Here is a 21,316-nt window from a genome sequence, read left to right as displayed (position 1 = left end):
GTCTCCCTGCGGTCGCCCGGGATGACGGCGTCGGTTCTTCCGGGCGTCAGTTCTTCGTCTCGACCGGCCCACCGCGCACCAGAGCGAGATAGAGCTCGGTGCGCTGGCGCAGGACGGCGGGCGATTGCGGATCGGTCACGATGGCGTCGAACCAGCGGCCGGCATCGTCAAACAGATTTGCCTTGAGCGCGGCGATGCCGAGGAATTCGCGGGCCGAATGGCGCCAGGCTCCCTGCGCCGTCGCCAGCGGCTCCAGCGCCGTCCGCAGCTCCGGATAGGGCACGAGGTCGACGCGCAGCATGCCGGCCCGCAGCCGGGCGAGATCCCGGTAGAGCTGGCCGAGCGATCCGTCCGCGGCGATCTGGTCGAAGGCGGCCGCCCCGGCGGCGGCATCGCGCTTGGCCGTCTCGGCCGCAAGGCGGAAGCGGGCGATCTGCCGGTAGCCCGCCGGCGCGCTCGCAGCGAGTTCGCCAAGGATGGTTTCGGCTTCCGAACCGTTGCCGTCGCGCGAGGCCTTCAGGGCCGCTTCGAGACGGGCGCCGACCACCTGCGAGGCCTGCTGCTCGCGATAGAGCCAGAACTGCCAGCCGGCCACGGCTGCGACCGCCAGCACGGCCAGGCCTGTGATCAGCCAGCCATATTTCTTCCAGAGCTCCGCCGCCTTGTCGCGGCGGACTTCCTCGTCGATCTCGCGGAAAATATCGGCCATGGTCCGTCAGATATCCTGTGTGGTGCTGCCCGGTAGCATTTCCGCCCGGCGAAGGCGAGCCGGAACAGGATTTTCTCGACCGCGTAGCGCAGCGTCCCGCTCATCATCATTGCGAGCGTCAGCGAAGCAATCCAGCGGGACGTCGAGCACTGCCGCTCTGGATTGCTTCGCTGACGCTCGCAATGACCGCTACGGCTGGTTCCCACGGTGCAGCAAGCTGCCATCACCATAGGAGTAGAAGCGGTATCCCCCCGCGATCGCGTGCGCATAGGCGCGCTTCATCACGTCCAGGCCGCAGAAGGCGGAGACGAGCATGAAGAGTGTCGAGCGCGGCAGGTGGAAATTGGTCAGCAGCAGATCGACCGCGCGGAAGCGGTAGCCCGGCGTGATGAAGATCGCGGTGTCGCCTGAGAACGGCAGGATGACGCCATCCTCGCCCGTGGCGCTTTCGAGCAGGCGCAGCGAGGTGGTGCCGACCGCGATGATGCGCCCGCCTGTCGCCCGCACGGCGTTGAGGGCCGCGGCCGTCTCGGGCGCGATCGTCCCCCATTCGGCGTGCATGCGATGGCCTTCCGTATCCTCCGCCTTCACCGGCAGGAAGGTGCCGGCGCCGACATGGAGCGTGACGAGGTGGCGGGTCACACCCCTCGCCTCCAGCGCCGCGACGAGGTCCGGCGTGAAATGCAGCCCGGCGGTCGGCGCCGCGACGGCGCCGTCCTTGCTGGCGTGCATGGTCTGGTAGTCCTGCGCATCGGCAGCATCGGTCGCGCGCTTGCCGGCGATATAGGGCGGCAGCGGCAGCTCGCCGAGGCGGGCGATGGCCTCGTCGAGATGCGGCCCGGTGAGCGCGAAGCGCAGCTCGACCTCCCCTCCCTCGGCCTTGGCGACGATCTCGGCCTGGAGGCGCCCGAGTTCGCAGGCGCTGCTCTCGGCCTCGTCGCCGAAGGTGACGGTCTCGCCCAGCGCCAGCTTCTTGGCCGGCCGCGCGAAGGCGCGCCAGCGATCGGCCGCCTCGCGCTTGTGCAGCATGATCTCGATGCGGGCGGAGGCCTCGCCCCGCCGGCGGCGGCCATAGAGCCGCGAGGGGATGACGCGCGTGTCGTTAAGGACGAGCGCGTCACCGGGTTGCAGCAGCTCGACGAGATCGCGGATGCCGCGATCCTCGAAGGGCTGCAGGGCATCGGGCCTGACGACGAGCAACCGCGCCGCATCGCGCGGGCTGACAGGCCTCAGCGCGATCCGGTCTTCGGGCAGGTCGAAGTCGAAGAGCCCGACATCCACGGTGGCGTCAGGCCGCGTCGGCCATGACCTTCAGCGAGACGATGGAGTCGGGATCGCGCACGGGCTCGCCGCGCTTGATGTTGTCGACATTCTCCATGCCTTCCACGACCTGGCCCCAGACCGTGTACTGCTTGTCGAGGAAGCGGGCATCCTCGAAGACGATGAAGAACTGGCTGTTGGCCGAGTTCGGGTTCTGGGCGCGGGCCATCGAGCAGATGCCACGGACATGCGGCTCGGCGTTGAACTCCTGCGCGAGGTCCGGGTGCTTCGAGCCGCCGGTGCCGGTGCCATGCGGGCAGCCGACCTGGGCCATGAAGCCGTCGATGACGCGGTGGAAGACGATGCCGTCATAGAATCCCTCGCGGGCGAGCAGCTTGATGCGCTCGACATGCTTGGGCGCGAGGTCGGGGCGCAGCTTGATCACCACCTTGCCCTTGGTGGTTTCCATGACGAGGGTGTTCTCGGGATCGAGCGACATCAGATCGGCCTTTCATTGGACGGCGCGCGGCCGTGGAAGCGGATGGACAAGGGTCGCCCCGCGATAGCGGCTCCAAGCTGCGGCGACAACCTCATAGGTGTGCAGCTGCGAACGGCTGCGACGACGGAGTCGGTGAAGCGGCGGCGCAGATCGGGCTCGGATTGCCGCGTCTGCCAGGTCACGCGCGGCTCACCGAAGAGCGAGCCGTCGCGGCGCAGGCTGAAGCGCACGGTCGCCATCGCGCCGCTCGCCGGACCGTCCATCGCCGGTGGCGTCCAGCAGCGGCGCAGCGCAGGAGCGATGTCGGCGAGGCTGTCGAGCGCGCCGCCGTCGGGCGTCTTCGTCGCCGGCTCGACCGTGCCGACCACGCCGATCTCGCCGCTGCCCGTGCGTGGCGCCGGCGGGATCGGCCGTGTCGCGGCGCCCGGCAGGTCGGCGTCGCCGCCGAAGCGGCCGCCGACGCCGGGCGCGTAACGTTGGCCCGACGCAGGCGGCAGGACGGGGTTCTGGGAGCCCGAGGGCGGCGGGAGGACCGGGTTCTGCGATCCGGATGCCGGCGGCAGGCCCAGATCGGTCGTTCCCTGCGCCGCAGCCGCGCCCACCGTGACGGCGGACAGCGCGCAGAAGAACAGGCCGTTCAGGGCGCGCCGCGCCCTGCCCGCCATCGGCTTACTTCGCGTCGGACTGAAGCCGCATGCGGATGATCTTGTCGGGGCCGGTGACCATGCCGCTGCCGGCGGCGCCCTTCTTGATCTTGCGGACGGCCTCCATGCCCGAGACGACCTCGCCGAAGAGCGTGTACTGGCCGGTCAGCGAGCCGCAGCCCTCATAGCAGATGAAGAACTGCGAATTCGCCGAGTCGGGCGACTGCGAACGCGCCATGCCGACCGAGCCGACCTTGTAGGGGGTGGGCGTGAACTCGGCCTTGATATTGGGCAGGTCGGAGCTGCCGGTGCCGGTGCCCGTCGGGTCGCCGGTCTGCGCCATGAAGCCGTCGATGACACGGTGGAAGACGATGCCGTCATAGAAGCCGCGCTTGGTCAGCGTCTTGATCTGCTCGACATGCCTGGGCGCGAGGTCCGGCCGCAGGCGGATCGTCACCGGCCCGTCCTTGGTCTCGAGGATCAGCGTGTTGGCGGGATCGGGCGCCTGAGCGCGGGCCGGCGCGGTCGCAAGGCCGAGGCAGGCGAAAAGAGCGAGAGTGGCGAGCGAGTGGCGCAGCATGATCGTCTCCTTGGCCGCCGAGATGCCGGCGGGCGTGTCGTCGCGGGCGTCGTAGCGGCATCCTTTGGCCGGAACAAGGCGCCGCAGGACGACGAATCGCACGATGTTGCACCGCACAAGTGCAGCGGAGAATAATTTTGCAAAAAGTTGAGGCTGGACCTGCTCAAAGTGATGACAGACGTGTGGCAATCGGTTATCAAACCCTTGCTGGACACGCTTTGTTGATCGAAGCGCCGCGGACCAGGTCTCGGGAGGACAAACGCCCGTTCAGTATACGAGTCGCACGCGAACAGATGTGTGCCGTTACTGCGGTAAAAACAGACTAAGAAGGCAAGGCACCGGCCTTGCCTTTTTCTTTGTCTGCTGTCCGGCGAGCCGATGTCCGGCCAATGTCCGATCGCGCGAGGGCGTGCCGCAGCTTGCGGCGGCTCAGATGTCGAGCGCCGCCCAGCCATACCAGACGAAGACGAAGACCACCGCCGCGATCAGCGAGGTGATCACCACCTTGCGGCGAAGACCCGGCAGGGCCGGCGCGCCGGGCTCGGTGCCCTCGACGACGTCCCCCGTTTCGACCTGGCTGCGGACGCCGAAGGGCAGAACGGCGAAGAGCACCGTCCACCAGATCACGAAATAGACGGCGAGCGCACTCGCGATCGTCATGGCTGGGGATCCTTGTTGGCCGATTCGGCCAGCGCGATGCAGGCGAACGCGACGCGGGCCTGCGTCGGCACGCCGAAGCGGGCGGTGTGGCGCGCCGGCAGGCCGGCGGGGAAGTGCTTCACATATTCGGCGTTGCAGGCGGCATAATCCGCCGGGTCGGTGATCAGCATGGTCATCTGCACGACTTGCGCGAGGGAACTGCCGGCCTCGGCCAGGATGCCGGAAATATGGGCCAGCGCATTGCGGACTTCCTCGGCCGGCGTCTCGCCGCGGTGGATGCCGCGGGCAGGGTCATGCGGCGCCGAATGGCCGGAGACGAAGACGAGGCCACCCGCACGCGTCGCCGCACTGAAGGGGCGGGCCGAGCCCGGCTCCGGCTGGCCGAAGAAGCTGATCGCGGATGCGTCCATCGCCTCAGGCCTGCTCGAGCTCGACGAGCGTGCCGGTGAAGTCCTTCGGATGCAGGAAGAGCACCGGCTTGCCATGGGCACCGATGCGCGGCTCGCCCGAGCCCAGTACCCGCGCGCCCGCCGCCTTCAGCCGGTCGCGCGCGGCGAGGATGTCCTCGACCTCGTAGCAGATGTGGTGGATGCCGCCGTCGGCGTTGCGCTCGAGGAACTTCATGATCGGGGAATCGGCGCCCAGCGGCTCGAGCAGCTCGATTTTGGTGTTCGGCAATTCGACGAAGACGACCGTGACGCCGTGCTCCGGCTGCGGCAGCGGCTGCGAGACGCGGGCACCGAGCGTGTCGCGATAGAGCGCGGTCGCGGCCGCGAGATCCTTCACGGCGATGGCGACGTGGTTGAGGCGTCCGATCATGATGTCTTGCTCCACTCCTCGCAGATCAGGCTTCGGTTCGGAAACACCCGTCATCCTGGACAAGCCGCGAAGCGGCGCAGCTTCGTCCCGGGATGACGCCGCCCCCGGATTTCGGACGCCACTTAAACCTCGATCACCAGCGCATGCACCAGCGGCTTCTTGCCCCACTCCTCATTGACGGCGCTGCGCAGGCCGCGCTCCAGCGCATTGCGCAGCGCTTCCGGGTCGCGGCGACGAGCCTTGGGAATGCCGTCGATCAGTTCGGACACGGCATCGGCGACGTATTCGTCGAAGCCCGTGCCGTCGCGCGTATAGGGCGGCAGGCCGAGCACGGCGATCTCCGGATCGCCGGCGAGCCCGCCTTTCTCGTCGATGGCGACGGCGACCGAGATCATGCCGACGAAGGACAGGCGGCGACGCTCAGGAATCGTCTTCTCCAGCGCGTTCACCAGGAGATCGCCATCCTGGTAGAGCCGGCCGTGGGTGACCTCGTCGATCTTGCTGGCGCCCTCGGGGGTGATCGCGACGACGTCGCCATTGCCGGCGCGCACCACGATCTTGACGCCGAGCCCGCGCGCGAAGGTCGCGTGCTCCGAGAGGTGGAGGTCCTCGCCATGGGCGGGAATCACGATCTTCGGCTTCAGCCAGCCATAGAGCCTGGCCATTTCCTCGCGGCGCGGATGGCCGGAGACATGGACCAGATGGGTCCGGTCGGTGATGATCTCGATGTTGTCGCGCGCGAGCGCGTTCTGGATCGCGCCGACCGCCTTCTCGTTGCCGGGAATCGTGCGCGAGGAGAAGATCACCCGGTCGCCGGGCGAGAGCGCGATCTCGGGGTGGTCGTCGGAGGCGATGCGGGAGAGCGCGGCGCGCGGCTCGCCCTGGCTGCCGGTCAGCAGGCAGACGACCTTGTCGCGCGGCAGGTAGCCATAGGTGTCGGCCGAGCGGAAGGCCGGAATCCCGTCGAGATAGCCGCATTCGCGGGCGACATCGATGACGCGGTCCATGGCGCGGCCGACGACGACGACCTCGCGCTGGTCGGCCATCGCCGCTTCCGCCACCGCGCGTAAGCGGGCGACGTTGGAGGCGAAGGTGGTGACGGCGACGCGACCGGTGGCCGAGTGCACCAGCTCCTTGATCTTGGCGGCGACGTCAGCCTCGCTCGGCGAGGTGCCGTCGCGCATGACATTGGTCGAGTCGCAGACCAGGGCCAATACGCCCTCTTCGCCGAGCTCGCGCAGGCGCTTCTCGTCGGTCGGCAGGCCGACCTGGGGCGTCACGTCGATCTTCCAGTCGCCGGTATGGACGACGAGGCCCACAGGGGTGCGGATCGCGAGCGCGTTCGATTCGGGAATCGAATGCGCCACGGGCACGAATTCGATGTCGAAGGGGCCCAGCGTAATGCGGCCGCCCTGGGCGACGGTGTGCATCGGCACCTTGGGGGCGCCCGGCTCCGAGAGGCGGCGCGTGGCGAGGAGCCCGGCGGCGAACTGCGTACAGTAGACCGGGGCACGCAGAGACGGCCACAGCGCGGCGAGCGCGCCGATATGGTCCTCATGGGCATGGGTGATCACGATGCCGAGCAGGTTCGCCCGCTCCTCGATGATGTAGCGCAGGTCCGGCAGCACGATGTCGACGCCCGGAACCTCCGGGCCGGCAAAGGACAGGCCGCAATCGACGAGGATCCATTTCCGCCTGCCCTCAGGCCCATAGCCGTAGAGAGCGGCATTCATGCCGATCTCGCCGAGGCCACCGAGAGGAACGAAAACGAGCTGGTCTTTGGAACGGGTCACGAAAAATCCTGACTGATCGACAGCCGGCGGCGCCGGGATGGTGCGGGAGCCCTAACACGCGGCGCCGCAGGGCTCCATAGCGGCGCGGCGTCACCCATCCGACGGAGCGGACGCCGCCGTCAGCGCGGCGCGTCCGCGGGGATGGCGGCGCCGAAGAAGAGATCGCCCGCATCGAAGGCGCGAATCCCGTCCGGCGTTTCGAGCAGCAGCCGGCCGCTCGCGTCGAGGCCGGAGAAGACACCGGTGACGGCCCCCGAGGGCGGGCGGATGGTGATGGTCTCGCCCAGGAACGCGGCCCGCTCCAGCCAGGCCTCGCGAATGGGGCCGAAGCCGCCCGGCTGACGCCAGATCGAGAAGCGCTGCGCGAAGGCCTCGGCCAGTGCCGCCAGCGTCGCCTCGATGGTGACACCCGGCGCATGGGCGCGCAGGAAGCTCGCCGGATAGGGCGTGCCTTGCGCGCAGGAGGCGATGTTGACGCCGAGGCCGGCGATGACGGCGAAGCGCCCTGCCCCGCTCTCGCCCTCGAGCAGCAGGCCGGAACATTTGGCGCCGTCGATCAGGAGATCGTTCGGCCATTTCAGCGCCAGCCGCGGCGCCGCCAGGCCCGTCACCTGCGCGGCGGCATCGTGCAGGGCGAGCCCCGCGACGAAGCCGAGCTGCGGCGCCAGCGCCGGCTCGCAAGGGTCCACCAGAAGCAGGCTCGCATAGAGATTGCCCGGCGGAGAGGTCCATTGCCGGCCATGGCGGCCGCGCCCGGCATTCTGGCTGCGCGCCACGATCCAGAGCTGGCCGGGGTCGCCCTGCTGGAGCGCGCGACGCGCCTCCTCCATGGTCGAGCCGACCTCGTCGCGGACGATCAGCCGGTAGCCGGCGGCACGGGCGGCCTCACCGAGCATTGGACAGGTCCGACAACCTCACCGTCATCCCGGGCGAAGCGAAGCGGAGACCCGGGATCCATTCCGGACCCTTCCGCGGCAGCGCTCCGGAATGGATCCCGGATCGGCGCCGCTTTGCGGCTTGTCCGGGATGACGATCGCGGTTCAAGAGAACCCCAATAAGCCGACCTGCCTCAAAACAGCGACTTCGCCGCCACGCCGGCCGAGTTCAGCAGCGGGGCCGGCAGCAGCGAGAGCGCCAGCACGAAGAGCGCCGAGACCAGCAGCACGGCGCGCACGCCGAAGTCACCCTTCTCGAAGGCGGGCTTGGCGTCGTCGAAATAGATCACCTTGACGAGGCGCAGATAGTAATAGGCGCCGACGACGCTGGTGACGACGCCGACCACGGCGAGCACATAGAGCTTGGCTTCGATGGCGGCGAGGAAGACGTAGAACTTCGCCCAGAAACCGGCGAGCGGCGGAATGCCGGCGAGCGAGAACATCATCATGGAGAGCGCGAAGGCCATCCAGGGATTGGTCCGCGACAGGCCGGCGAGTTCGCCGATCTCCTCGACCGGCTTGCCGTCGCGGCGCATCAGCAGCACGCAGGCGAAGGCGCCGAGCGTCGTCGCCAGATAGATCGCCATGTAGACCAGCACGCCCTGGACGCCATTGGCGGTGCCGGCGGCGAGGCCGACCAGCGCATAGCCCATATTGGCGATCGAGGAGTAGGCGAGCAGGCGCTTGATGTTGGTCTGGCCGATCGCGGCGAAGGCGCCGAGCGCCATCGAGGCGATGGCGATGAAGATGACGATCTGCTGCCATTCGTGCAGCGCGCCGGGGAAGGCGCCGACGAAGATGCGCACGACCATCGCCATCGCCGCCATTTTGGGCGCGGAGGCGAAGAAGGCAGCGACCGGGGTCGGTGCGCCCTCATAGACGTCGGGCGTCCACATATGGAAGGGCACGGCCGAGATCTTGAAGGCGACGCCGGCCGCGATGAAGACGATGCCGAAGATCAGGCCGATGCCGGGATGGCCGCCCTGAACCGCCGCGGCGATGCCGGCATAGTTGACCGTGCCGGTGAAGCCATAGACCAGCGAGGCGCCGTAGAGCAGCATGCCCGAGGAGAGCGCGCCGAGGACGAAGTATTTCAGGCCCGCTTCGGTCGATTTCGGGTTGTCGCGGTCGAAGGCGGCGACGACATAGAGCGCCAGCGACTGCAGCTCGAGGCCGACATAGAGGCTGATGAGGTCGTTGGCCGAGATCATCATCATCATGCCGACCGTCGACAGGACGATCAGAATCGGGAACTCGAAGCGCATCGAACCGTCTCGGCGAAGCGAGTCCGAGGAGAGCAGGATGGCCGCGGCGGCCCCCAGCAGCGTCAGCACCTTGAAGAAGCGGGCGAAGCTGTCGACGACGAAACCGCCGTTGAAGGTCAGCGCCCGGCCCTCGCCAGCCAGGACCAGGACGAGCGCCAGCGCAAACAGCGCCAGGGCCGCGCCCTCGAGCAGGCGTGTCGACCTCTCGCCGCGGATCGCGCCGACCAGCACCATGGCGATGGCGCCGATCGCGAGGATGATTTCCGGAAGCGCCGGGCCGAGAGCGGGCAGAGCCATCCTGCGAGACCTTACTGAACGACCAGCATCGCCGTTTTCGCGGCGGTGAGTGCGGCCTGATAATTCTTGATGAGGGCTTCGGTCGGCGCCGCAAAAGCGTCGAGGATCGTGCCCGGACGGATGCCGTACCAGACCGTGAGCACGACCAGCGGGATCAGGATCGCCATTTCGCGGCGGTCGAGATCGGCGATGTCCTTGAGCTCAGGCTTCACCAGCTCGCCGAAGACGACGCGGCGATAGAGCCAGAGTGCATAGGCGGCCGAGAGGATGACGCCCGAGCAGGCGATGAAGGCGACCCAGGGATTGGCGCGGAAGGCGCCCATCAGCGTCAGGAACTCGCCGACGAAGCCGGCGGTGCCGGGCAGGCCGACATTGGCCATGGTGAAGACCATGAAGATGACGGCATAGACCGGCATCCGGTTCACCAGCCCGCCATAGGCGGAGATCTCCCGGGTGTGCATGCGGTCATAGATCACGCCGACGCAAAGGAAGAGCGCGCCCGAGACCAGCCCGTGGCTGACCATCTGGAACATCGCACCCTGGATGCCCTGCGGCGTCAGGGTGAAAAGGCCCATGGTGACGAAGCCCATATGGGCCACCGAGGAGTAGGCGATCAGCTTCTTGATGTCCTCCTGCATCAGCGCCACCAGCGAGGTGTAGACGATGGCGATGACGGACAGCGCGAAGACGAAGGAGGCGAAATAGGCCGAGGCCTCCGGGAACATCGGGATCGAGAAGCGGATGAAGCCGTAGCCGCCCATCTTCAGCATGATCGCGGCGAGCACGACGGAGCCGGCGGTCGGCGCTTCGACGTGCGCGTCGGGCAGCCAGGTGTGGACCGGCCACATCGGCATCTTAACCGCAAAGGAGGCGAAAAAGGCGAGCCAGAGCCAGGTCTGCATGTTCGCCGGGAACTTGTGCGCCAGCAGCGTCGGGATGTCGGTGGTGCCGGCGTGCCAGTACATCGCCATCAGGGCGAGCAGCAGCAGCACCGAGCCCAGCAGCGTGTAGAGGAAGAACTTGTAGGAGGCGTAGACGCGCCGCTTGCCGCCCCAGATGCCGATGATCAGAAACATCGGGATCAGGCCGCCCTCGAAGAAGAGGTAGAACAGCACGAGGTCGAGCGCCACGAAGACGCCGATCATCAGCGTCTCGAGGATCAGGAACGCGACCATGTATTCGCGCACCCGCTTCGTGATCGCATGCCAGGACGCCAGGATGCAGAACGGCATCAGGAAGGCGGTCAGCACCACGAAGGGGAAGGAGAAGCCGTCGACGCCGAGCTTGAACTGGATCGCGTCGGAGACCCAGGCATGGGTCTCGACCATCTGGAAGCCGGGATTGGCGGGGTCGAACTTCGCCCAGGCGACGCAGGCCAGGACGAAGGTCGCGACCGTGGCGGCGAGCGCCGCATAGCGCGCATTGGACTCGACCGAGGCCTCGTCGCCGCGCTGCGCCAGGATGAAGGCCGCGCCGACCAGCGGCAGGATCAGAAGACCGGTGAGGATACCGAAGCCGAACATCATCTCACCCGCGCGCCACGAGATACCAGGTCACCAGGCCCGCAACGCCCATCAGCATGGCGAAGGCATAGTGGTAGAGATAGCCGGTCTGCAGCCGCACGACCCGGTTGGTCACGTCGACGACGCGGGCGGAGATGCCGTCCGGGCCCATGCCGTCGATGACGAAGCCGTCGCCCTTCTTCCAGAGGAACTTGCCGATCCACATCGACGGCTTCACGAATAGGAAGTCGTAGATCTCGTCGAAATACCACTTGTTGAGCAGGAAGCGGTACAGGACCGGGTTGGCGGCGGCGAGCTTGCCCGGCACGTCGGGCCTCAGCAGATACATGTAGAGCGCCAGCACGAAGCCGATCAGCATGGCGACGAAGGGCGACCAGATCACCCATTTCGGCACCTCGTGCATCTCGTGCAGGATGTGATTGTCCTTAGCCGTGAAGAGCGAGGACTTCCAGAAGGCGTCGTAGCCATCGCCGATGAAGGCGCCCTTGAAGGCGAAGCCGGCCGCCACCGCGCCGAGCGAGAGCAGGGCGAGCGGGATCAGCATCACCAGCGGGCTCTCATGCGGCTTGTGGTCATGACCATGGCCATGGTGGTCGTCATGCGCATGAGCGGCGTGAGCGTGGTCATCATGGCCATGGGCGGCGTGGGCGTGGTCGTCATGACCATGCGACGCATGGGCGCCCGCCCCCCAGCGCGGCTTGCCCTCGAAGGTCATGAAGTAGAGCCGCCAGGAGTAGAAGGAGGTGAAGCAGGCGGCGACGACCAGCAGGACGAAGGCATAGGAGGCGGCGAAGCCCTTATGCGCGACCGCGGCATAGGCGCTCTCGATGATCGCGTCCTTGGAGAAGTAGCCGGCGAAGAGCGGGAAGCCGGTGAGCGCCAGCGTGCCGACGGTCATGGCCGCCGCCGTCAGCGGGATGTGCTTCCGCAGGCCCCCCATGTTCCGCATGTCCTGCTCGTGATGCATCGCATGGATGACCGAGCCGGCGCCCAGGAACAGCAGCGCCTTGAAGAAGGCGTGGGTGAAGAGGTGGAAGACGCCGGCGGAATAGGCGCCGACGCCCAGCGCGACGAACATGTAGCCGAGCTGCGAGCAGGTCGAGTAGGCGATGACGCGCTTAATGTCGTTCTGCACCAGACCGACGGTGGCGGCGAAGAAGGCGGTCGTCGCGCCGATGACGATGACGACCGTGAGCGCGACAGGCGCGTATTCGAAGATCGGCGACAGGCGCGCGACCATGAAGACGCCGGCGGTGACCATGGTTGCGGCGTGGATCAGGGCCGAGACCGGGGTCGGGCCCTCCATCGCGTCGGGCAACCAAGTGTGCAGCAGGAACTGGGCCGACTTGCCCATCGCGCCCATGAACAAAAGCAGCGCCGTCAGCGTCAGCGCGTTCCAGTCATAGCCGAGGAAGCGGAAGCTCCTCTCGGTCAGGCCGGCGATCTGCGGGAAGATGGTGTCGAAGGCGACCGAGCCGGTCAGAACGAAGACCAGGAAGATGCCGAGCAGGAAGCCGAAATCGCCGACACGGTTGACGATGAAGGCCTTCATCGCCGCGGCGCAGGCGGAGGGCTTCTGATACCAGAAGCCGATCAGCAGATAGGAGGCGAGACCGACGCCCTCCCAGCCGAAGAACATCTGCAGCAGGTTGTCGGCCGTCACCAGCATCAGCATGGCGAAGGTGAAGAGCGACAGATAGGCGAAGAAGCGCGGCCGGTGCGGATCCTCGTGCATGTACCCGATCGAGTAGAGGTGCACGAGCGAGGAGACGGTGTTGACGACGACCAGCATCACCACGGTGAGCGTGTCGACACGGAAGGCCCAGTCGACCTGAAGCCCGCCCGAGGACATCCAGGTCGCGACCTGGATCCGCGTCGTGCCGGCGCCGAATCCAACATTGAAGAAGGCGATCCAGGAGAGGACGGCCGAGACGATCAGCAGCGAGGTGGTGACGATCTCCGAGCCGCGCGCGCCGATCAGCCGGCCAAAGAGGCCGGCGATCAGGAAACCGATCAGGGGGAGGAAGACGATCGCGTGATACATGGGGCGGATCCGGGCGCGTGCGCCTCAGCCTTTCATCATGTTGATGTCTTCCACCGCGATCGTGCCGCGGTTGCGGAAGTAGACGACGAGAATGGCGAGCCCGATGGCGGCTTCCGCCGCCGCGACCGTCAGCACCAGCAGCGCGAAGATCTGCCCGACAATGTCGTTCAGGAAGCTCGAGAAGGCGACGAAGTTCAGGTTCACCGCCAGCAGGATCAGCTCGACCGACATCAGGATGACGATGACGTTCTTGCGGTTCAGGAAGATGCCGAGCACGCCCAGCGTGAACAGGATCGCCCCGACGGCGAGATAGTGGCCAAGCCCGATCATCAGACCGTCTCCTCCGGCAGGGCAGCGCCCGGCTGCACCTTCTTGACGTCCATGGCGGTCGCCTTGGTGCGCGCATTCTGTTGCGCGATGTCCTGGCGCTTGATGCCGGGGCGGTCGCGCAGGGTCAGCACGATGGCGCCGATCATGGCGACGAGCAGGACGAGGCCGGCGGCCTGGAAGTAGTAGACATACTGCGTGTAGAGGACCCGCCCGATCGCCTCGGTGTTGGTGATGCCGGCGGGGATGGCGGCGACCGGCGCGCGCACGATCTGCGGGTCGATGACCCAGGCGCCGACGACGAGCAGCAGTTCGACCGCGAAGATCAGGCCGATCAGCGCGCCGATCGGCAGGTAGTTCAGGAAGCCCTGGCGGAACTCGGCGAAATCGACATCGAGCATCATCACCACGAAGAGGAAGAGCACCGCGACCGCGCCGACATAGACGACGATCAACAGCATCGCGAGGAATTCGGCGCCCAGCAGCAGGAACAACCCGGCCGCGTTGACGAAGGCCAGGATCAGGAAGAGCACCGAGTGAACGGGGTTGCGCGATGTCACCACCATGAACGCCGAAGCGACGGTGATGCCTGCGAACAGATAGAAGAAAGCCGCTGCGGCATTCATCTCGGTCAGCCTTTCCGCCCAGGCGGGCGGCTCTCGTGTTCACCTGCGCCCGACTCTCGCCGGACGCCGTTTGGAGCGTCTATAGTCAGGCCCGTCCGCGGTCACAACCGCAGGAAGGGTCTGGCAGAGCCTCAGCGGTAGGGAGCGTCCATCGCGATGTTGCGCGCGATCTCGCGTTCCCAGCGGGCGCCGTTCGCGAGCAACCGATCCTTGTCGTAGAAAAGCTCCTCGCGGGTCTCGGTGGCGAACTCGAAGTTCGGCCCTTCCACGATCGCATCCACCGGGCAGGCTTCCTGGCAGAAGCCGCAATAGATGCACTTGGTCATGTCGATGTCGTAGCGCGTGGTGCGGCGCGTGCCGTCGTTGCGGCGCGGGCCGGCCTCGATGGTGATGGCCTGCGCCGGACAGATCGCCTCGCAGAGCTTGCAGGCAATGCAGCGCTCCTCGCCATTGGGATAACGGCGCAGCGCATGCTCGCCACGAAAGCGCGGGCTCTGCGGATTCTTCTCGAAGGGATAGTTGATGGTGGCCTTCGGCTTGAAGAAATAGCGCATCGACAGCGCGAAAGCGCCGACGAACTCCTTCAGCAGCAGGCCCTTTGCGGCTTGTGCGAGCGACATAGCCTTCGTCCTTCCCTCTCAGCCGAACAGCGTCCGGCCGATCACGTAACCCAGCACCGGCGTGACGCCGACCATCAGAACGGCCAGCGCCAGCTTCAGCATGCGGATGCGGCGCTCGTAGTCGTCGCGCTCCGCCTGCGTCGTCGATCGATCGGTCCGGCGCAGCGCCGCGATGACGACGCCCGACACGATCCTGTATTCCAGCAGCCCCAACACGAAGCCGATGACGGCTCCGATCGCGCCTGCCTGACTCATGCCGGCACCAGCTCCAGCCAGTGCATCACGCGGTTCCCGAGGAGGCCCCCGAAGAACACCGCGAATACCCAGCCATTCCAGGCGATGTCGAGCACCACATCGCCCGCGCCGAACCACTGGCCGCGCCAGGCGAGGTAGCACCCCGCGAAGAACAGCCCGCCGCCCGCGATCATCCCCGCCATCGCTCCGAGGACGGCGGCCAGCATCAACGCACCGGCCCCCAGCCGGTGAGCTGCAGCACGAAGGCGACGACCACGACGGAGACCAGCGAAAGCGGCAGGAAGACCTTCCAGCCCAGCCGCATCAGCTGGTCGTAGCGGTAGCGCGGCACGAAGGCCTTCACCATCGCGAACATGAAGAAGACGCCGCAGACCTTGATCATGAACCAGACGACGCCCGGCACCCAGGTGAAGGGCGCGACCGGGAACGGCGGCAGCCAGCCGCCGAGAAACAGGATCACCATCATGGCGCACATGGTCATGATCGCCACGTATTCGCCGAGCATGAACAGCAGATACGGGGTCGAGGAGTATTCGACCATGTAGCCGGCGACGAGTTCCGATTCCGCCTCGGGCAGGTCGAAGGGCGGCCGGTTCGTCTCGGCCAGCGCCGAGATGAAGAAGATCACGAACATCGGGAACAGCGGCAGCCAGTACCAGCCGAACATCCCCAGACGCCCGTTCTGCGCCTCGACGATGGCCGAGAGGTTCAGCGAGCCGACGCAGAGCAGGACGGTGATGATGACGAAGCCGATCGAGACCTCGTAGGAGACCATCTGCGCGGCCGAGCGGAGCGCGCCCATGAAGGGATATTTCGAGTTCGAGGCCCAGCCAGCCATGATGATGCCGTAGATGCCGAGCGACGAGATCGCCAGCACATAGAGGATACCGACATTGATGTCGGCGATCGCCCAGCCCTCGGCGACCGGGATCACCGCCCAGGCCGACAGGGCCAGCAGGCAGGTCACCAGCGGCGCCAGCAGGAAGACGCCCTTGTTGGCGCCCGACGGGATGATCGGCTCCTTGAAGGCGAATTTCAGCAGGTCGGCGAAGCTCTGGAACAGGCCGAAGGGCCCGACCACATTGGGGCCGCGCCGCAACTGCACCGCCGCCCAGATCTTGCGGTCGGCCAGCAGGATATAGGCGATGAAGACCAGCAGGCAGGCGATGAGCAGGAAGCTCTTGCCCAGCATGATCGCGAGATCGAGAACGAGGTCCCAGGTCATGGCCGCTTACTCCGCCGCCTGCCGCAACCGGCCCGAAGCCAGTGCCGAACATTCGGCCATCACGGCGGAAGCGCGCGCGATCGGGTTGGTCTGGTAGAAATCGGCGACCGTCGAGACGAAGCCGTTCTTCTCGGCCTTGCCGCCGAGATCGGCGAGCGTGCCGAGCCCCGAGGCGTCCGCCGGATCGAGCCGGTCGAGCGCGGCGAAATGCGGGTGGGCCGCATAGAGAGCCTTGCGCAGGCCGGCCAGCGAGTCGAAGGGCAGCGTCTTGCCGAGCGCCGCCGACAGTGCGCGCAGGACCGCCCAGTCCTCGCGGGCGTCGCCCGGCGGGAAGGTGGCGCGGTCGGTCATCTGCACGCGGCCTTCGGTGTTGACGTAGGTGCCGGATTTTTCGGTGTAGGCCGAGCCCGGCAGGATGACGTCGGCGCGATGCGCGCCCTTGTCGCCATGCGTGCCCTGATAGACCACGAAGGCACCGGCCGGCACCTCGATCTCGTCGGCGCCGAGCAGGAACAGAACGTCGAGCGCGCCCGGAGCGAGCATGCCGGCGACGTCGAGACCACCCTCGCCCGGCACGAAGCCGAGATCAAGCGCGCCGACCCGCGAGGCCGCCGTGTGCAGCACGCCGAAGCCGTTCCAGCCGTCCTTGACGACGCCGAGTGCACGGGCCGCCTTGGCCGCCATCGCCAGGATCGCTTCGCCATCGGGACGGGCCAAGGCGCCCTGCCCGATCAGCAGCATCGGCTTTTGCCGATCGGCCGGGGCATGATCGACGAAACCGGCAAGCGTGTCCGGCCCTGCGCCAAGATGAGCGTAGTCATAGGTCAGGTCGACCTTCTCGCCGACCAGGCCGAGGGTGAAATCGCCGCGCAGCCAGCGCTTGCGGATGCGCGCGTTCAGGATCGGCGCTTCCTTGCGGGGGTTGGCGCCGATGATCATCAGCGCATCCGCCTCCTCGATCCCGGCGATGCCGGCATTGAGGATGTAGCTGGCGCGGCCGAATTTCGGATGCAGCTTGGTGCCGTCCTGGCGGCAATCGAGATTGGCGCTGCCGAGCGATGCCATCAGGCTCTGGAGCGCGAACATCTCCTCGACCGCCGCGAGATCGCCGGCGATGGCGCCGATCTTCGCAGGGCTCGTCGCCTTCACCTTCGTCGCGATCAACGCGAAGGCCTCACTCCAGGAGGCGGGGCGCAGTGCGCCGTTCTGCCGGATATAGGGCCGATCGAGACGCTGCGTGCGCAGCCCGTCGACGACGTGGCGGGTCTTGTCGGAGATCCACTCCTCGTTCACCGCCTCGTTGAGGCGAGGCAGGATGCGCATGACCTCCTTGCCGCGGGAATCGACGCGGATGGCCGAGCCGACGGCGTCCATCACGTCGATCGACTGGGTCTTGGTCAGCTCCCAGGGCCGGGCCTTGTTCTGATAGGGCTTGGAGGTCAGCGCGCCGACCGGGCAGAGATCGACGACGTTGCCCTGGAGCTCCGACGTCATCGCCTGTTCGAGATAGGTCGTGATCTCCATGTCCTCGCCGCGGCCGATCGCGCCGAGATCGGAGCCGCCCGCCACTTCGGTGGTGAAGCGGACGCAGCGCGTGCACTGGATGCAGCGCGTCATCGAGGTCTTGACCAGCGGGCCGATATACTTGTCCTCGACCGCACGCTTGTTCTCGGCATAGCGCGAGGTGTCGACGCCATAGGCCATCGCCTGGTCCTGCAGGTCGCACTCTCCACCCTGGTCGCAGATCGGGCAATCCAGCGGGTGGTTGATGAGGAGGAACTCCATCACCCCCTCGCGCGCCTTCTTGACCATGGGCGACTTGGTCGAGACGACCGGCGGCTCGCCATTGGGGCCGGGGCGCAGGTCGCGCACGCCGATGGCGCAGGAGGCCTGGGGCTTGGGCGGGCCGCCCTTCACCTCGACGAGGCACATGCGGCAGTTGCCGGCGATCGAGAGCCGCTCGTGGAAGCAGAAGCGCGGCACCTCGGCACCCGCCGCCTCGCAGGCCTGCAGGACCGTGTATTCGGCGGGTACGTCGACCTCGATGCCGTCGATGATGAGTTTGGTCATCCGCTTGCCTTCACCGAACTTCCGTCAGATCGAGCCTGTGCTCGATCCGATCCAGCCGCTCCTCGATCCGATCGACACGCCGGTTCATCGCCGCCATGCCTTCCTCGACCGAGGTCATGCGCACCTTCAAATTATGAACGTCCTCACCCACGCGATCGAGCTTGGCTTCGATACGCCGAAGCATCACCAGCACGATGTTGTCGGGCTCTTCGCTCATCGTCGTCACTCCGCCGCCATCATCCGCACGGGCTCGCTGTGCGGATTGGCGGCATAGTCGTCGATGCGCTGCTCGATCTCGTGACGGAAATGCGCGATCAGGCCCTGGATCGGCCAGGCGGCGGCGTCGCCGAGCGCGCAGATGGTGTGGCCCTCGATCTGCTTGGTGACGTCGAGCAGCATGTCGATCTCGCGCTTCTGGGCGCGGCCCTCGACCATGCGCTCCATGACGCGCCACATCCAGCCCGTGCCCTCGCGGCAGGGCGTGCACTGGCCGCAGCTCTCATGCTTGTAGAAATGGCTGAGGCGGGCGATGGCGCGGATCACATCGGTGGACTTGTCCATGACGATCACGGCTGCGGTGCCGAGGCCCGATTTCAGCTTCGAGAGCGAGTCGAAATCCATCGGCGTGTCGATGATCTGCTCGGCCGGAACCATCCGCACCGAGGAGCCACCGGGGATGACCGCCTTGAGATTGTCCCAGCCGCCACGGACGCCACCGCAATGCCGGTCGATCAGCTCGCGGAAGGTGATGCCCATCACCTCCTCGACATTGCAGGGCTTGTTCACATGGCCCGAGATGCAGAACAGCTTGGTGCCGACATTGTTGGGGTTGCCGAGCGAGGAGAACCAGCTCGCGCCGCGGCGCAGGATGGTCGGCGCGACCGCGATCGACTCGACGTTGTTCACCGTGGTCGGGCAGCCATACAAGCCCACATTGGCCGGGAATGGCGGCTTCATCCGCGGCATGCCCTTCTTGCCCTCGAGGCTTTCGAGCAGGGCCGTCTCCTCGCCGCAGATATAGGCGCCGGCGCCGTGATGGACATAAAGATCAAAGGGATAGCCGTGGACGTTGTCCTTGCCGATGAGCTTGGCCTCATAGGCCTCGTCAACGGCCCGCTGCAGCGCCTCGCGCTCACGGATGTATTCGCCGCGGATGTAGATGTAGGCCGCATGCGCGCCCATGGCGAAGGAGGCGATCAGGCAGCCCTCGACCAGCGTATGCGGGTCGTTGCGCATGATCTCGCGATCCTTGCAGGTGCCGGGCTCCGACTCGTCGGCGTTGACGACGAGATAGTGCGGGCGCCCGTCGTTCTGCTTGGGCATGAAGGACCATTTCAGCCCGGTCGGAAAGCCGGCGCCGCCGCGGCCGCGGAGGCCCGACTTCTTCATCTCGTCGATGATCCAGTCGCGGCCCTGCTCGAGCAGGAACTTGGTGCCGTCCCAGGCGCCGCGCGCGATGGCACCCTTCAGCGACAGGTCGTGAAGGCCGTAGAGATTGGTGAAAATACGATCGCGATCGGCGAGCATCGTTCTGACCTCACTTCACCGGCTTGTCGGCGGGGCCGCCGGCCGGCTTGGCAGCTTCCGCCGCCGATTTCGCATCGACCTTGCCGCCGGCGGCAGGGGTGTCGCTGGCGGCGCTGGTGGGCTGGCCCGGCTCGGACGGCTTCGGGCGCCCGGGAGCGGCCGTCTCGGTGGCGGGTTTGGTCGCCGCAGCCGGCGTTGCATCGGCCTTGGCGGCGTCGGCCTTGGCCGTTTCAGCCGTCTTGGCCTCGGCCTCGGCGGCAGCCTTGGCGGCGGCGGCTTCCGCGGCGGCCTTGCGCTGCTCGGTGACGCGCCTCTGCCAATCGCCGGCGCCGATCACCGTGCCGTCATAAAGGGCTGGGTCCTTCAAGGTCTCGCCGCCACCGAGCGGCTCCGAGCCGGAGCGGCCGTTCTGCGGGCCGGGCTTCGTCGGCCGGCCGTGACGGAGATCCTCCAGGAGCGCCTTGAAGTTCTCCGGCGTCAGATCCTCGTAGTAATCGAAATTGATCTGCGCCATCGGGGCGTTGCAGCAGGCGCCGAGGCACTCGACCTCGAGCCAGGAGAGCTTGCCGTCGGCGGTCACGGTCGATTGCGGGCCGATGACGTCCTGGCAGACCTTCTTCAGCGCCTCGGCGCCGCGCAAGGCGCAGGGCGTGGTGCCGCAGAGCTGGATGAAATGCTCGCCGACCGGCTGCAGGTTGAACATGGTGTAGAAGGTCGCGACCTCCATCACCCGCATCGGCGCCATGCCGAGCTTCCGCGCGACAGCCTCGATCGCGGCACGCGGCAGCCAGCCGTCATGCTGCTCCTGCGCCTTCCACAACAGCGGGATCACGGCCGAGGCCTGGCGACCTTCCGGATATTTGGCGATCTGCTGGTCGGCCCAGTTCTCGTTCGCCGCGTCGAAGGCGAAGGAAGCGGGCTGGACGGCATCGGGGGCGAGACGACGGACGGACATCAGCGGTCAACTTCACCAAAGACGATATCGAGGGAGCCGAGGATGGCGGAGACGTCCGCCAGCATGTGCTTGCGGCACATGAAATCCATGGCCTGGAGATGGGCGAAACCCGGCGCCTTGATCTTGACCCGGTAGGGCTTGTTGGTGCCGTCGGCGACGAGATAGACGCCGAATTCGCCCTTGGGCGCCTCGACGGCGGCGTAGACCTCGCCCTCGGGCACCTTGAAGCCCTCAGTGTAGAGCTTGAAATGGTGGATAAGCGCTTCCATCGAGCGCTTCATCTCGCCGCGCTTGGGCGGCACCATCTTGCCGTCGAGCGCCGAGATCGGCCCGCCGCCATCGGCCGAGAGCAGCTTCTCGCAGCACTGCTTCATGATGCGCACCGACTGGCGCATCTCTTCCATGCGGATACAGTAACGATCGTAGCAGTCGCCGTTCTTGCCGATGGGAATATCGAAATCCATCTCGGCGTAGCACTCGTAAGGCTGCGACTTGCGCAGATCCCACGCAGCACCCGAGCCGCGCACCAACACGCCGGAGAAGCCCCACTCCCACGCCTGCTCGAGCGTCACCACGCCGATGTCGACGTTGCGCTGCTTGAAGATGCGGTTGCCGGTCAGCAGGGTTTCGAGATCGTCGCAGACCGTGAGGAACGGATCGCACCAGTTCCAGATGTCCTCGAT

At 66.9% G+C, this 21,316-nt stretch carries 24 protein-coding genes; all 24 read right to left on the bottom strand.

Annotation, left to right across the window (positions count from 1 at the left end; genetic code table 11):
• Window positions 1-46 precede the first annotated feature (46 nt).
• Entirely contained in the window at window positions 47-709 is a 663-nt protein-coding gene (locus Q8M82_RS23115; RefSeq protein ID WP_305693638.1) for a tetratricopeptide repeat protein, read from the bottom strand.
• Between the two features lie 189 nt (window positions 710-898).
• Window positions 899-1,990 carry a tRNA preQ1(34) S-adenosylmethionine ribosyltransferase-isomerase QueA gene (gene queA / locus Q8M82_RS23110; protein WP_305693637.1) on the bottom strand — a complete coding sequence of 364 codons (1,092 nt, stop codon included), beginning with the start codon at window positions 1,988-1,990 and terminating at the stop codon, window positions 899-901.
• Between the two features lie 7 nt (window positions 1,991-1,997).
• Window positions 1,998-2,468 (bottom strand): peptidylprolyl isomerase, encoded by a 471-nt coding sequence (locus Q8M82_RS23105; protein ID WP_305693636.1) that lies wholly within the window; start codon window positions 2,466-2,468, stop codon window positions 1,998-2,000.
• Window positions 2,468-3,133 carry a hypothetical protein gene (locus tag Q8M82_RS23100; RefSeq protein ID WP_305693635.1) on the bottom strand — a complete coding sequence of 222 codons (666 nt, stop codon included), beginning with the start codon at window positions 3,131-3,133 and terminating at the stop codon, window positions 2,468-2,470. Before Q8M82_RS23100 ends, Q8M82_RS23105 begins: the two co-directional genes overlap by 1 nt.
• 4 nt (window positions 3,134-3,137) lie before the next feature.
• Window positions 3,138-3,692 carry a peptidylprolyl isomerase gene (locus tag Q8M82_RS23095; protein WP_305693668.1) on the bottom strand — a complete coding sequence of 185 codons (555 nt, stop codon included), beginning with the start codon at window positions 3,690-3,692 and terminating at the stop codon, window positions 3,138-3,140.
• A 429-nt stretch (window positions 3,693-4,121) separates the two neighbouring features.
• Entirely contained in the window at window positions 4,122-4,352 is a 231-nt protein-coding gene (locus Q8M82_RS23090; RefSeq protein WP_305693634.1) for a DUF1467 family protein, read from the bottom strand.
• Window positions 4,349-4,762, bottom strand: a complete 414-nt coding sequence (locus Q8M82_RS23085) for a RidA family protein (protein ID WP_305693633.1) — start codon at window positions 4,760-4,762, stop codon at window positions 4,349-4,351. Before Q8M82_RS23085 ends, Q8M82_RS23090 begins: the two co-directional genes overlap by 4 nt.
• A gap of 4 nt (window positions 4,763-4,766) precedes the next feature.
• On the bottom strand, window positions 4,767-5,171 hold the full coding sequence (mce, locus tag Q8M82_RS23080; protein WP_305693632.1) for a methylmalonyl-CoA epimerase: 405 nt from the start codon (window positions 5,169-5,171) through the stop codon (window positions 4,767-4,769).
• 122 nt (window positions 5,172-5,293) lie between these two features.
• Entirely contained in the window at window positions 5,294-6,964 is a 1,671-nt protein-coding gene (locus Q8M82_RS23075; protein WP_305693631.1) for a ribonuclease J, read from the bottom strand.
• 119 nt (window positions 6,965-7,083) lie between these two features.
• Entirely contained in the window at window positions 7,084-7,860 is a 777-nt protein-coding gene (locus tag Q8M82_RS23070; protein ID WP_305693630.1) for a biotin--[acetyl-CoA-carboxylase] ligase, read from the bottom strand.
• 173 nt (window positions 7,861-8,033) lie between these two features.
• Entirely contained in the window at window positions 8,034-9,461 is a 1,428-nt protein-coding gene (nuoN, locus tag Q8M82_RS23065) for an NADH-quinone oxidoreductase subunit NuoN (protein ID WP_305693629.1), read from the bottom strand.
• A gap of 11 nt (window positions 9,462-9,472) precedes the next feature.
• Entirely contained in the window at window positions 9,473-10,984 is a 1,512-nt protein-coding gene (locus Q8M82_RS23060) for an NADH-quinone oxidoreductase subunit M (protein WP_305693628.1), read from the bottom strand.
• Window positions 10,985-10,988: 4 nt separating this feature from the next.
• Entirely contained in the window at window positions 10,989-13,028 is a 2,040-nt protein-coding gene (nuoL, locus tag Q8M82_RS23055) for an NADH-quinone oxidoreductase subunit L (RefSeq protein ID WP_305693627.1), read from the bottom strand.
• A gap of 24 nt (window positions 13,029-13,052) precedes the next feature.
• A complete protein-coding gene (gene nuoK / locus Q8M82_RS23050; protein WP_054141432.1) occupies window positions 13,053-13,361 on the bottom strand; it encodes an NADH-quinone oxidoreductase subunit NuoK in 309 nt (102 codons plus the stop codon).
• On the bottom strand, window positions 13,358-13,981 hold the full coding sequence (locus Q8M82_RS23045; RefSeq protein WP_069054986.1) for an NADH-quinone oxidoreductase subunit J: 624 nt from the start codon (window positions 13,979-13,981) through the stop codon (window positions 13,358-13,360). The genes nuoK and Q8M82_RS23045 overlap by 4 nt, the downstream gene beginning before the upstream one ends.
• A 131-nt stretch (window positions 13,982-14,112) precedes the next feature.
• A complete protein-coding gene (nuoI, locus tag Q8M82_RS23040) occupies window positions 14,113-14,601 on the bottom strand; it encodes an NADH-quinone oxidoreductase subunit NuoI (protein WP_066716373.1) in 489 nt (162 codons plus the stop codon).
• A gap of 18 nt (window positions 14,602-14,619) precedes the next feature.
• Window positions 14,620-14,856 (bottom strand): hypothetical protein, encoded by a 237-nt coding sequence (locus tag Q8M82_RS23035; protein ID WP_305693626.1) that lies wholly within the window; start codon window positions 14,854-14,856, stop codon window positions 14,620-14,622.
• Window positions 14,853-15,062, bottom strand: coding sequence for a hypothetical protein (locus Q8M82_RS23030; protein WP_305693625.1), 210 nt, complete (start codon window positions 15,060-15,062; stop codon window positions 14,853-14,855). Before Q8M82_RS23030 ends, Q8M82_RS23035 begins: the two co-directional genes overlap by 4 nt.
• Window positions 15,062-16,081, bottom strand: a complete 1,020-nt coding sequence (gene nuoH / locus Q8M82_RS23025) for an NADH-quinone oxidoreductase subunit NuoH (RefSeq protein WP_305693624.1) — start codon at window positions 16,079-16,081, stop codon at window positions 15,062-15,064. The genes Q8M82_RS23030 and nuoH overlap by 1 nt, the downstream gene beginning before the upstream one ends.
• Before the next feature lie 6 nt (window positions 16,082-16,087).
• Window positions 16,088-18,151 carry an NADH-quinone oxidoreductase subunit NuoG gene (gene nuoG, locus Q8M82_RS23020; protein ID WP_305693623.1) on the bottom strand — a complete coding sequence of 688 codons (2,064 nt, stop codon included), beginning with the start codon at window positions 18,149-18,151 and terminating at the stop codon, window positions 16,088-16,090.
• Between the two features lie 10 nt (window positions 18,152-18,161).
• On the bottom strand, window positions 18,162-18,368 hold the full coding sequence (locus Q8M82_RS23015) for a hypothetical protein (protein WP_305693622.1): 207 nt from the start codon (window positions 18,366-18,368) through the stop codon (window positions 18,162-18,164).
• Between the two features lie 5 nt (window positions 18,369-18,373).
• Window positions 18,374-19,678 carry an NADH-quinone oxidoreductase subunit NuoF gene (gene nuoF, locus Q8M82_RS23010; protein WP_305693621.1) on the bottom strand — a complete coding sequence of 435 codons (1,305 nt, stop codon included), beginning with the start codon at window positions 19,676-19,678 and terminating at the stop codon, window positions 18,374-18,376.
• A gap of 10 nt (window positions 19,679-19,688) precedes the next feature.
• Window positions 19,689-20,633 carry an NADH-quinone oxidoreductase subunit NuoE gene (gene nuoE / locus Q8M82_RS23005; protein WP_305693620.1) on the bottom strand — a complete coding sequence of 315 codons (945 nt, stop codon included), beginning with the start codon at window positions 20,631-20,633 and terminating at the stop codon, window positions 19,689-19,691.
• A partial coding sequence (locus tag Q8M82_RS23000; protein ID WP_465248091.1) for an NADH-quinone oxidoreductase subunit D-related protein occupies window positions 20,633-21,316 on the bottom strand: 684 nt, incomplete at its 5' end. The genes Q8M82_RS23000 and nuoE, both read right to left, overlap by 1 nt.

Origin of the sequence: Allobosea sp. (assembly GCF_030694325.1) — a bacterium.
Classification (GTDB): domain Bacteria; phylum Pseudomonadota; class Alphaproteobacteria; order Rhizobiales; family Beijerinckiaceae; genus Allobosea.
Note: the sequence above shows the minus strand (reverse complement) of the source record. Positions and strands in the feature narration are given on the sequence as shown.

What these genes read in the sequence shown, in the direction of transcription:
- Q8M82_RS23115 (WP_305693638.1), bottom strand. Translation starts at nt 709, where the DNA reads ATGGCCGATATTTTCCGCGAGATCGACGAGGAAGTCCGCCGCGACAAG.
- Q8M82_RS23105 (WP_305693636.1), bottom strand. Translation starts at nt 2,468, where the DNA reads ATGTCGCTCGATCCCGAGAACACCCTCGTCATGGAAACCACCAAGGGC.
- Q8M82_RS23100 (WP_305693635.1), bottom strand. Translation starts at nt 3,133, where the DNA reads ATGGCGGGCAGGGCGCGGCGCGCCCTGAACGGCCTGTTCTTCTGCGCG.
- Q8M82_RS23095 (WP_305693668.1), bottom strand. Translation starts at nt 3,692, where the DNA reads ATGCTGCGCCACTCGCTCGCCACTCTCGCTCTTTTCGCCTGCCTCGGC.
- Q8M82_RS23090 (WP_305693634.1), bottom strand. Translation starts at nt 4,352, where the DNA reads ATGACGATCGCGAGTGCGCTCGCCGTCTATTTCGTGATCTGGTGGACG.
- Q8M82_RS23085 (WP_305693633.1), bottom strand. Translation starts at nt 4,762, where the DNA reads ATGGACGCATCCGCGATCAGCTTCTTCGGCCAGCCGGAGCCGGGCTCG.
- mce (WP_305693632.1), bottom strand. Translation starts at nt 5,171, where the DNA reads ATGATCGGACGCCTCAACCACGTCGCCATCGCCGTGAAGGATCTCGCG.
- Q8M82_RS23070 (WP_305693630.1), bottom strand. Translation starts at nt 7,860, where the DNA reads ATGCTCGGTGAGGCCGCCCGTGCCGCCGGCTACCGGCTGATCGTCCGC.
- nuoN (WP_305693629.1), bottom strand. Translation starts at nt 9,461, where the DNA reads ATGGCTCTGCCCGCTCTCGGCCCGGCGCTTCCGGAAATCATCCTCGCG.
- Q8M82_RS23060 (WP_305693628.1), bottom strand. Translation starts at nt 10,984, where the DNA reads ATGTTCGGCTTCGGTATCCTCACCGGTCTTCTGATCCTGCCGCTGGTC.
- nuoL (WP_305693627.1), bottom strand. Translation starts at nt 13,028, where the DNA reads ATGTATCACGCGATCGTCTTCCTCCCCCTGATCGGTTTCCTGATCGCC.
- Q8M82_RS23045 (WP_069054986.1), bottom strand. Translation starts at nt 13,981, where the DNA reads ATGAATGCCGCAGCGGCTTTCTTCTATCTGTTCGCAGGCATCACCGTC.
- nuoI (WP_066716373.1), bottom strand. Translation starts at nt 14,601, where the DNA reads ATGTCGCTCGCACAAGCCGCAAAGGGCCTGCTGCTGAAGGAGTTCGTC.
- Q8M82_RS23035 (WP_305693626.1), bottom strand. Translation starts at nt 14,856, where the DNA reads ATGAGTCAGGCAGGCGCGATCGGAGCCGTCATCGGCTTCGTGTTGGGG.
- Q8M82_RS23030 (WP_305693625.1), bottom strand. Translation starts at nt 15,062, where the DNA reads ATGCTGGCCGCCGTCCTCGGAGCGATGGCGGGGATGATCGCGGGCGGC.
- nuoH (WP_305693624.1), bottom strand. Translation starts at nt 16,081, where the DNA reads ATGACCTGGGACCTCGTTCTCGATCTCGCGATCATGCTGGGCAAGAGC.
- nuoG (WP_305693623.1), bottom strand. Translation starts at nt 18,151, where the DNA reads ATGACCAAACTCATCATCGACGGCATCGAGGTCGACGTACCCGCCGAA.
- Q8M82_RS23015 (WP_305693622.1), bottom strand. Translation starts at nt 18,368, where the DNA reads ATGAGCGAAGAGCCCGACAACATCGTGCTGGTGATGCTTCGGCGTATC.
- nuoF (WP_305693621.1), bottom strand. Translation starts at nt 19,678, where the DNA reads ATGCTCGCCGATCGCGATCGTATTTTCACCAATCTCTACGGCCTTCAC.
- nuoE (WP_305693620.1), bottom strand. Translation starts at nt 20,633, where the DNA reads ATGTCCGTCCGTCGTCTCGCCCCCGATGCCGTCCAGCCCGCTTCCTTC.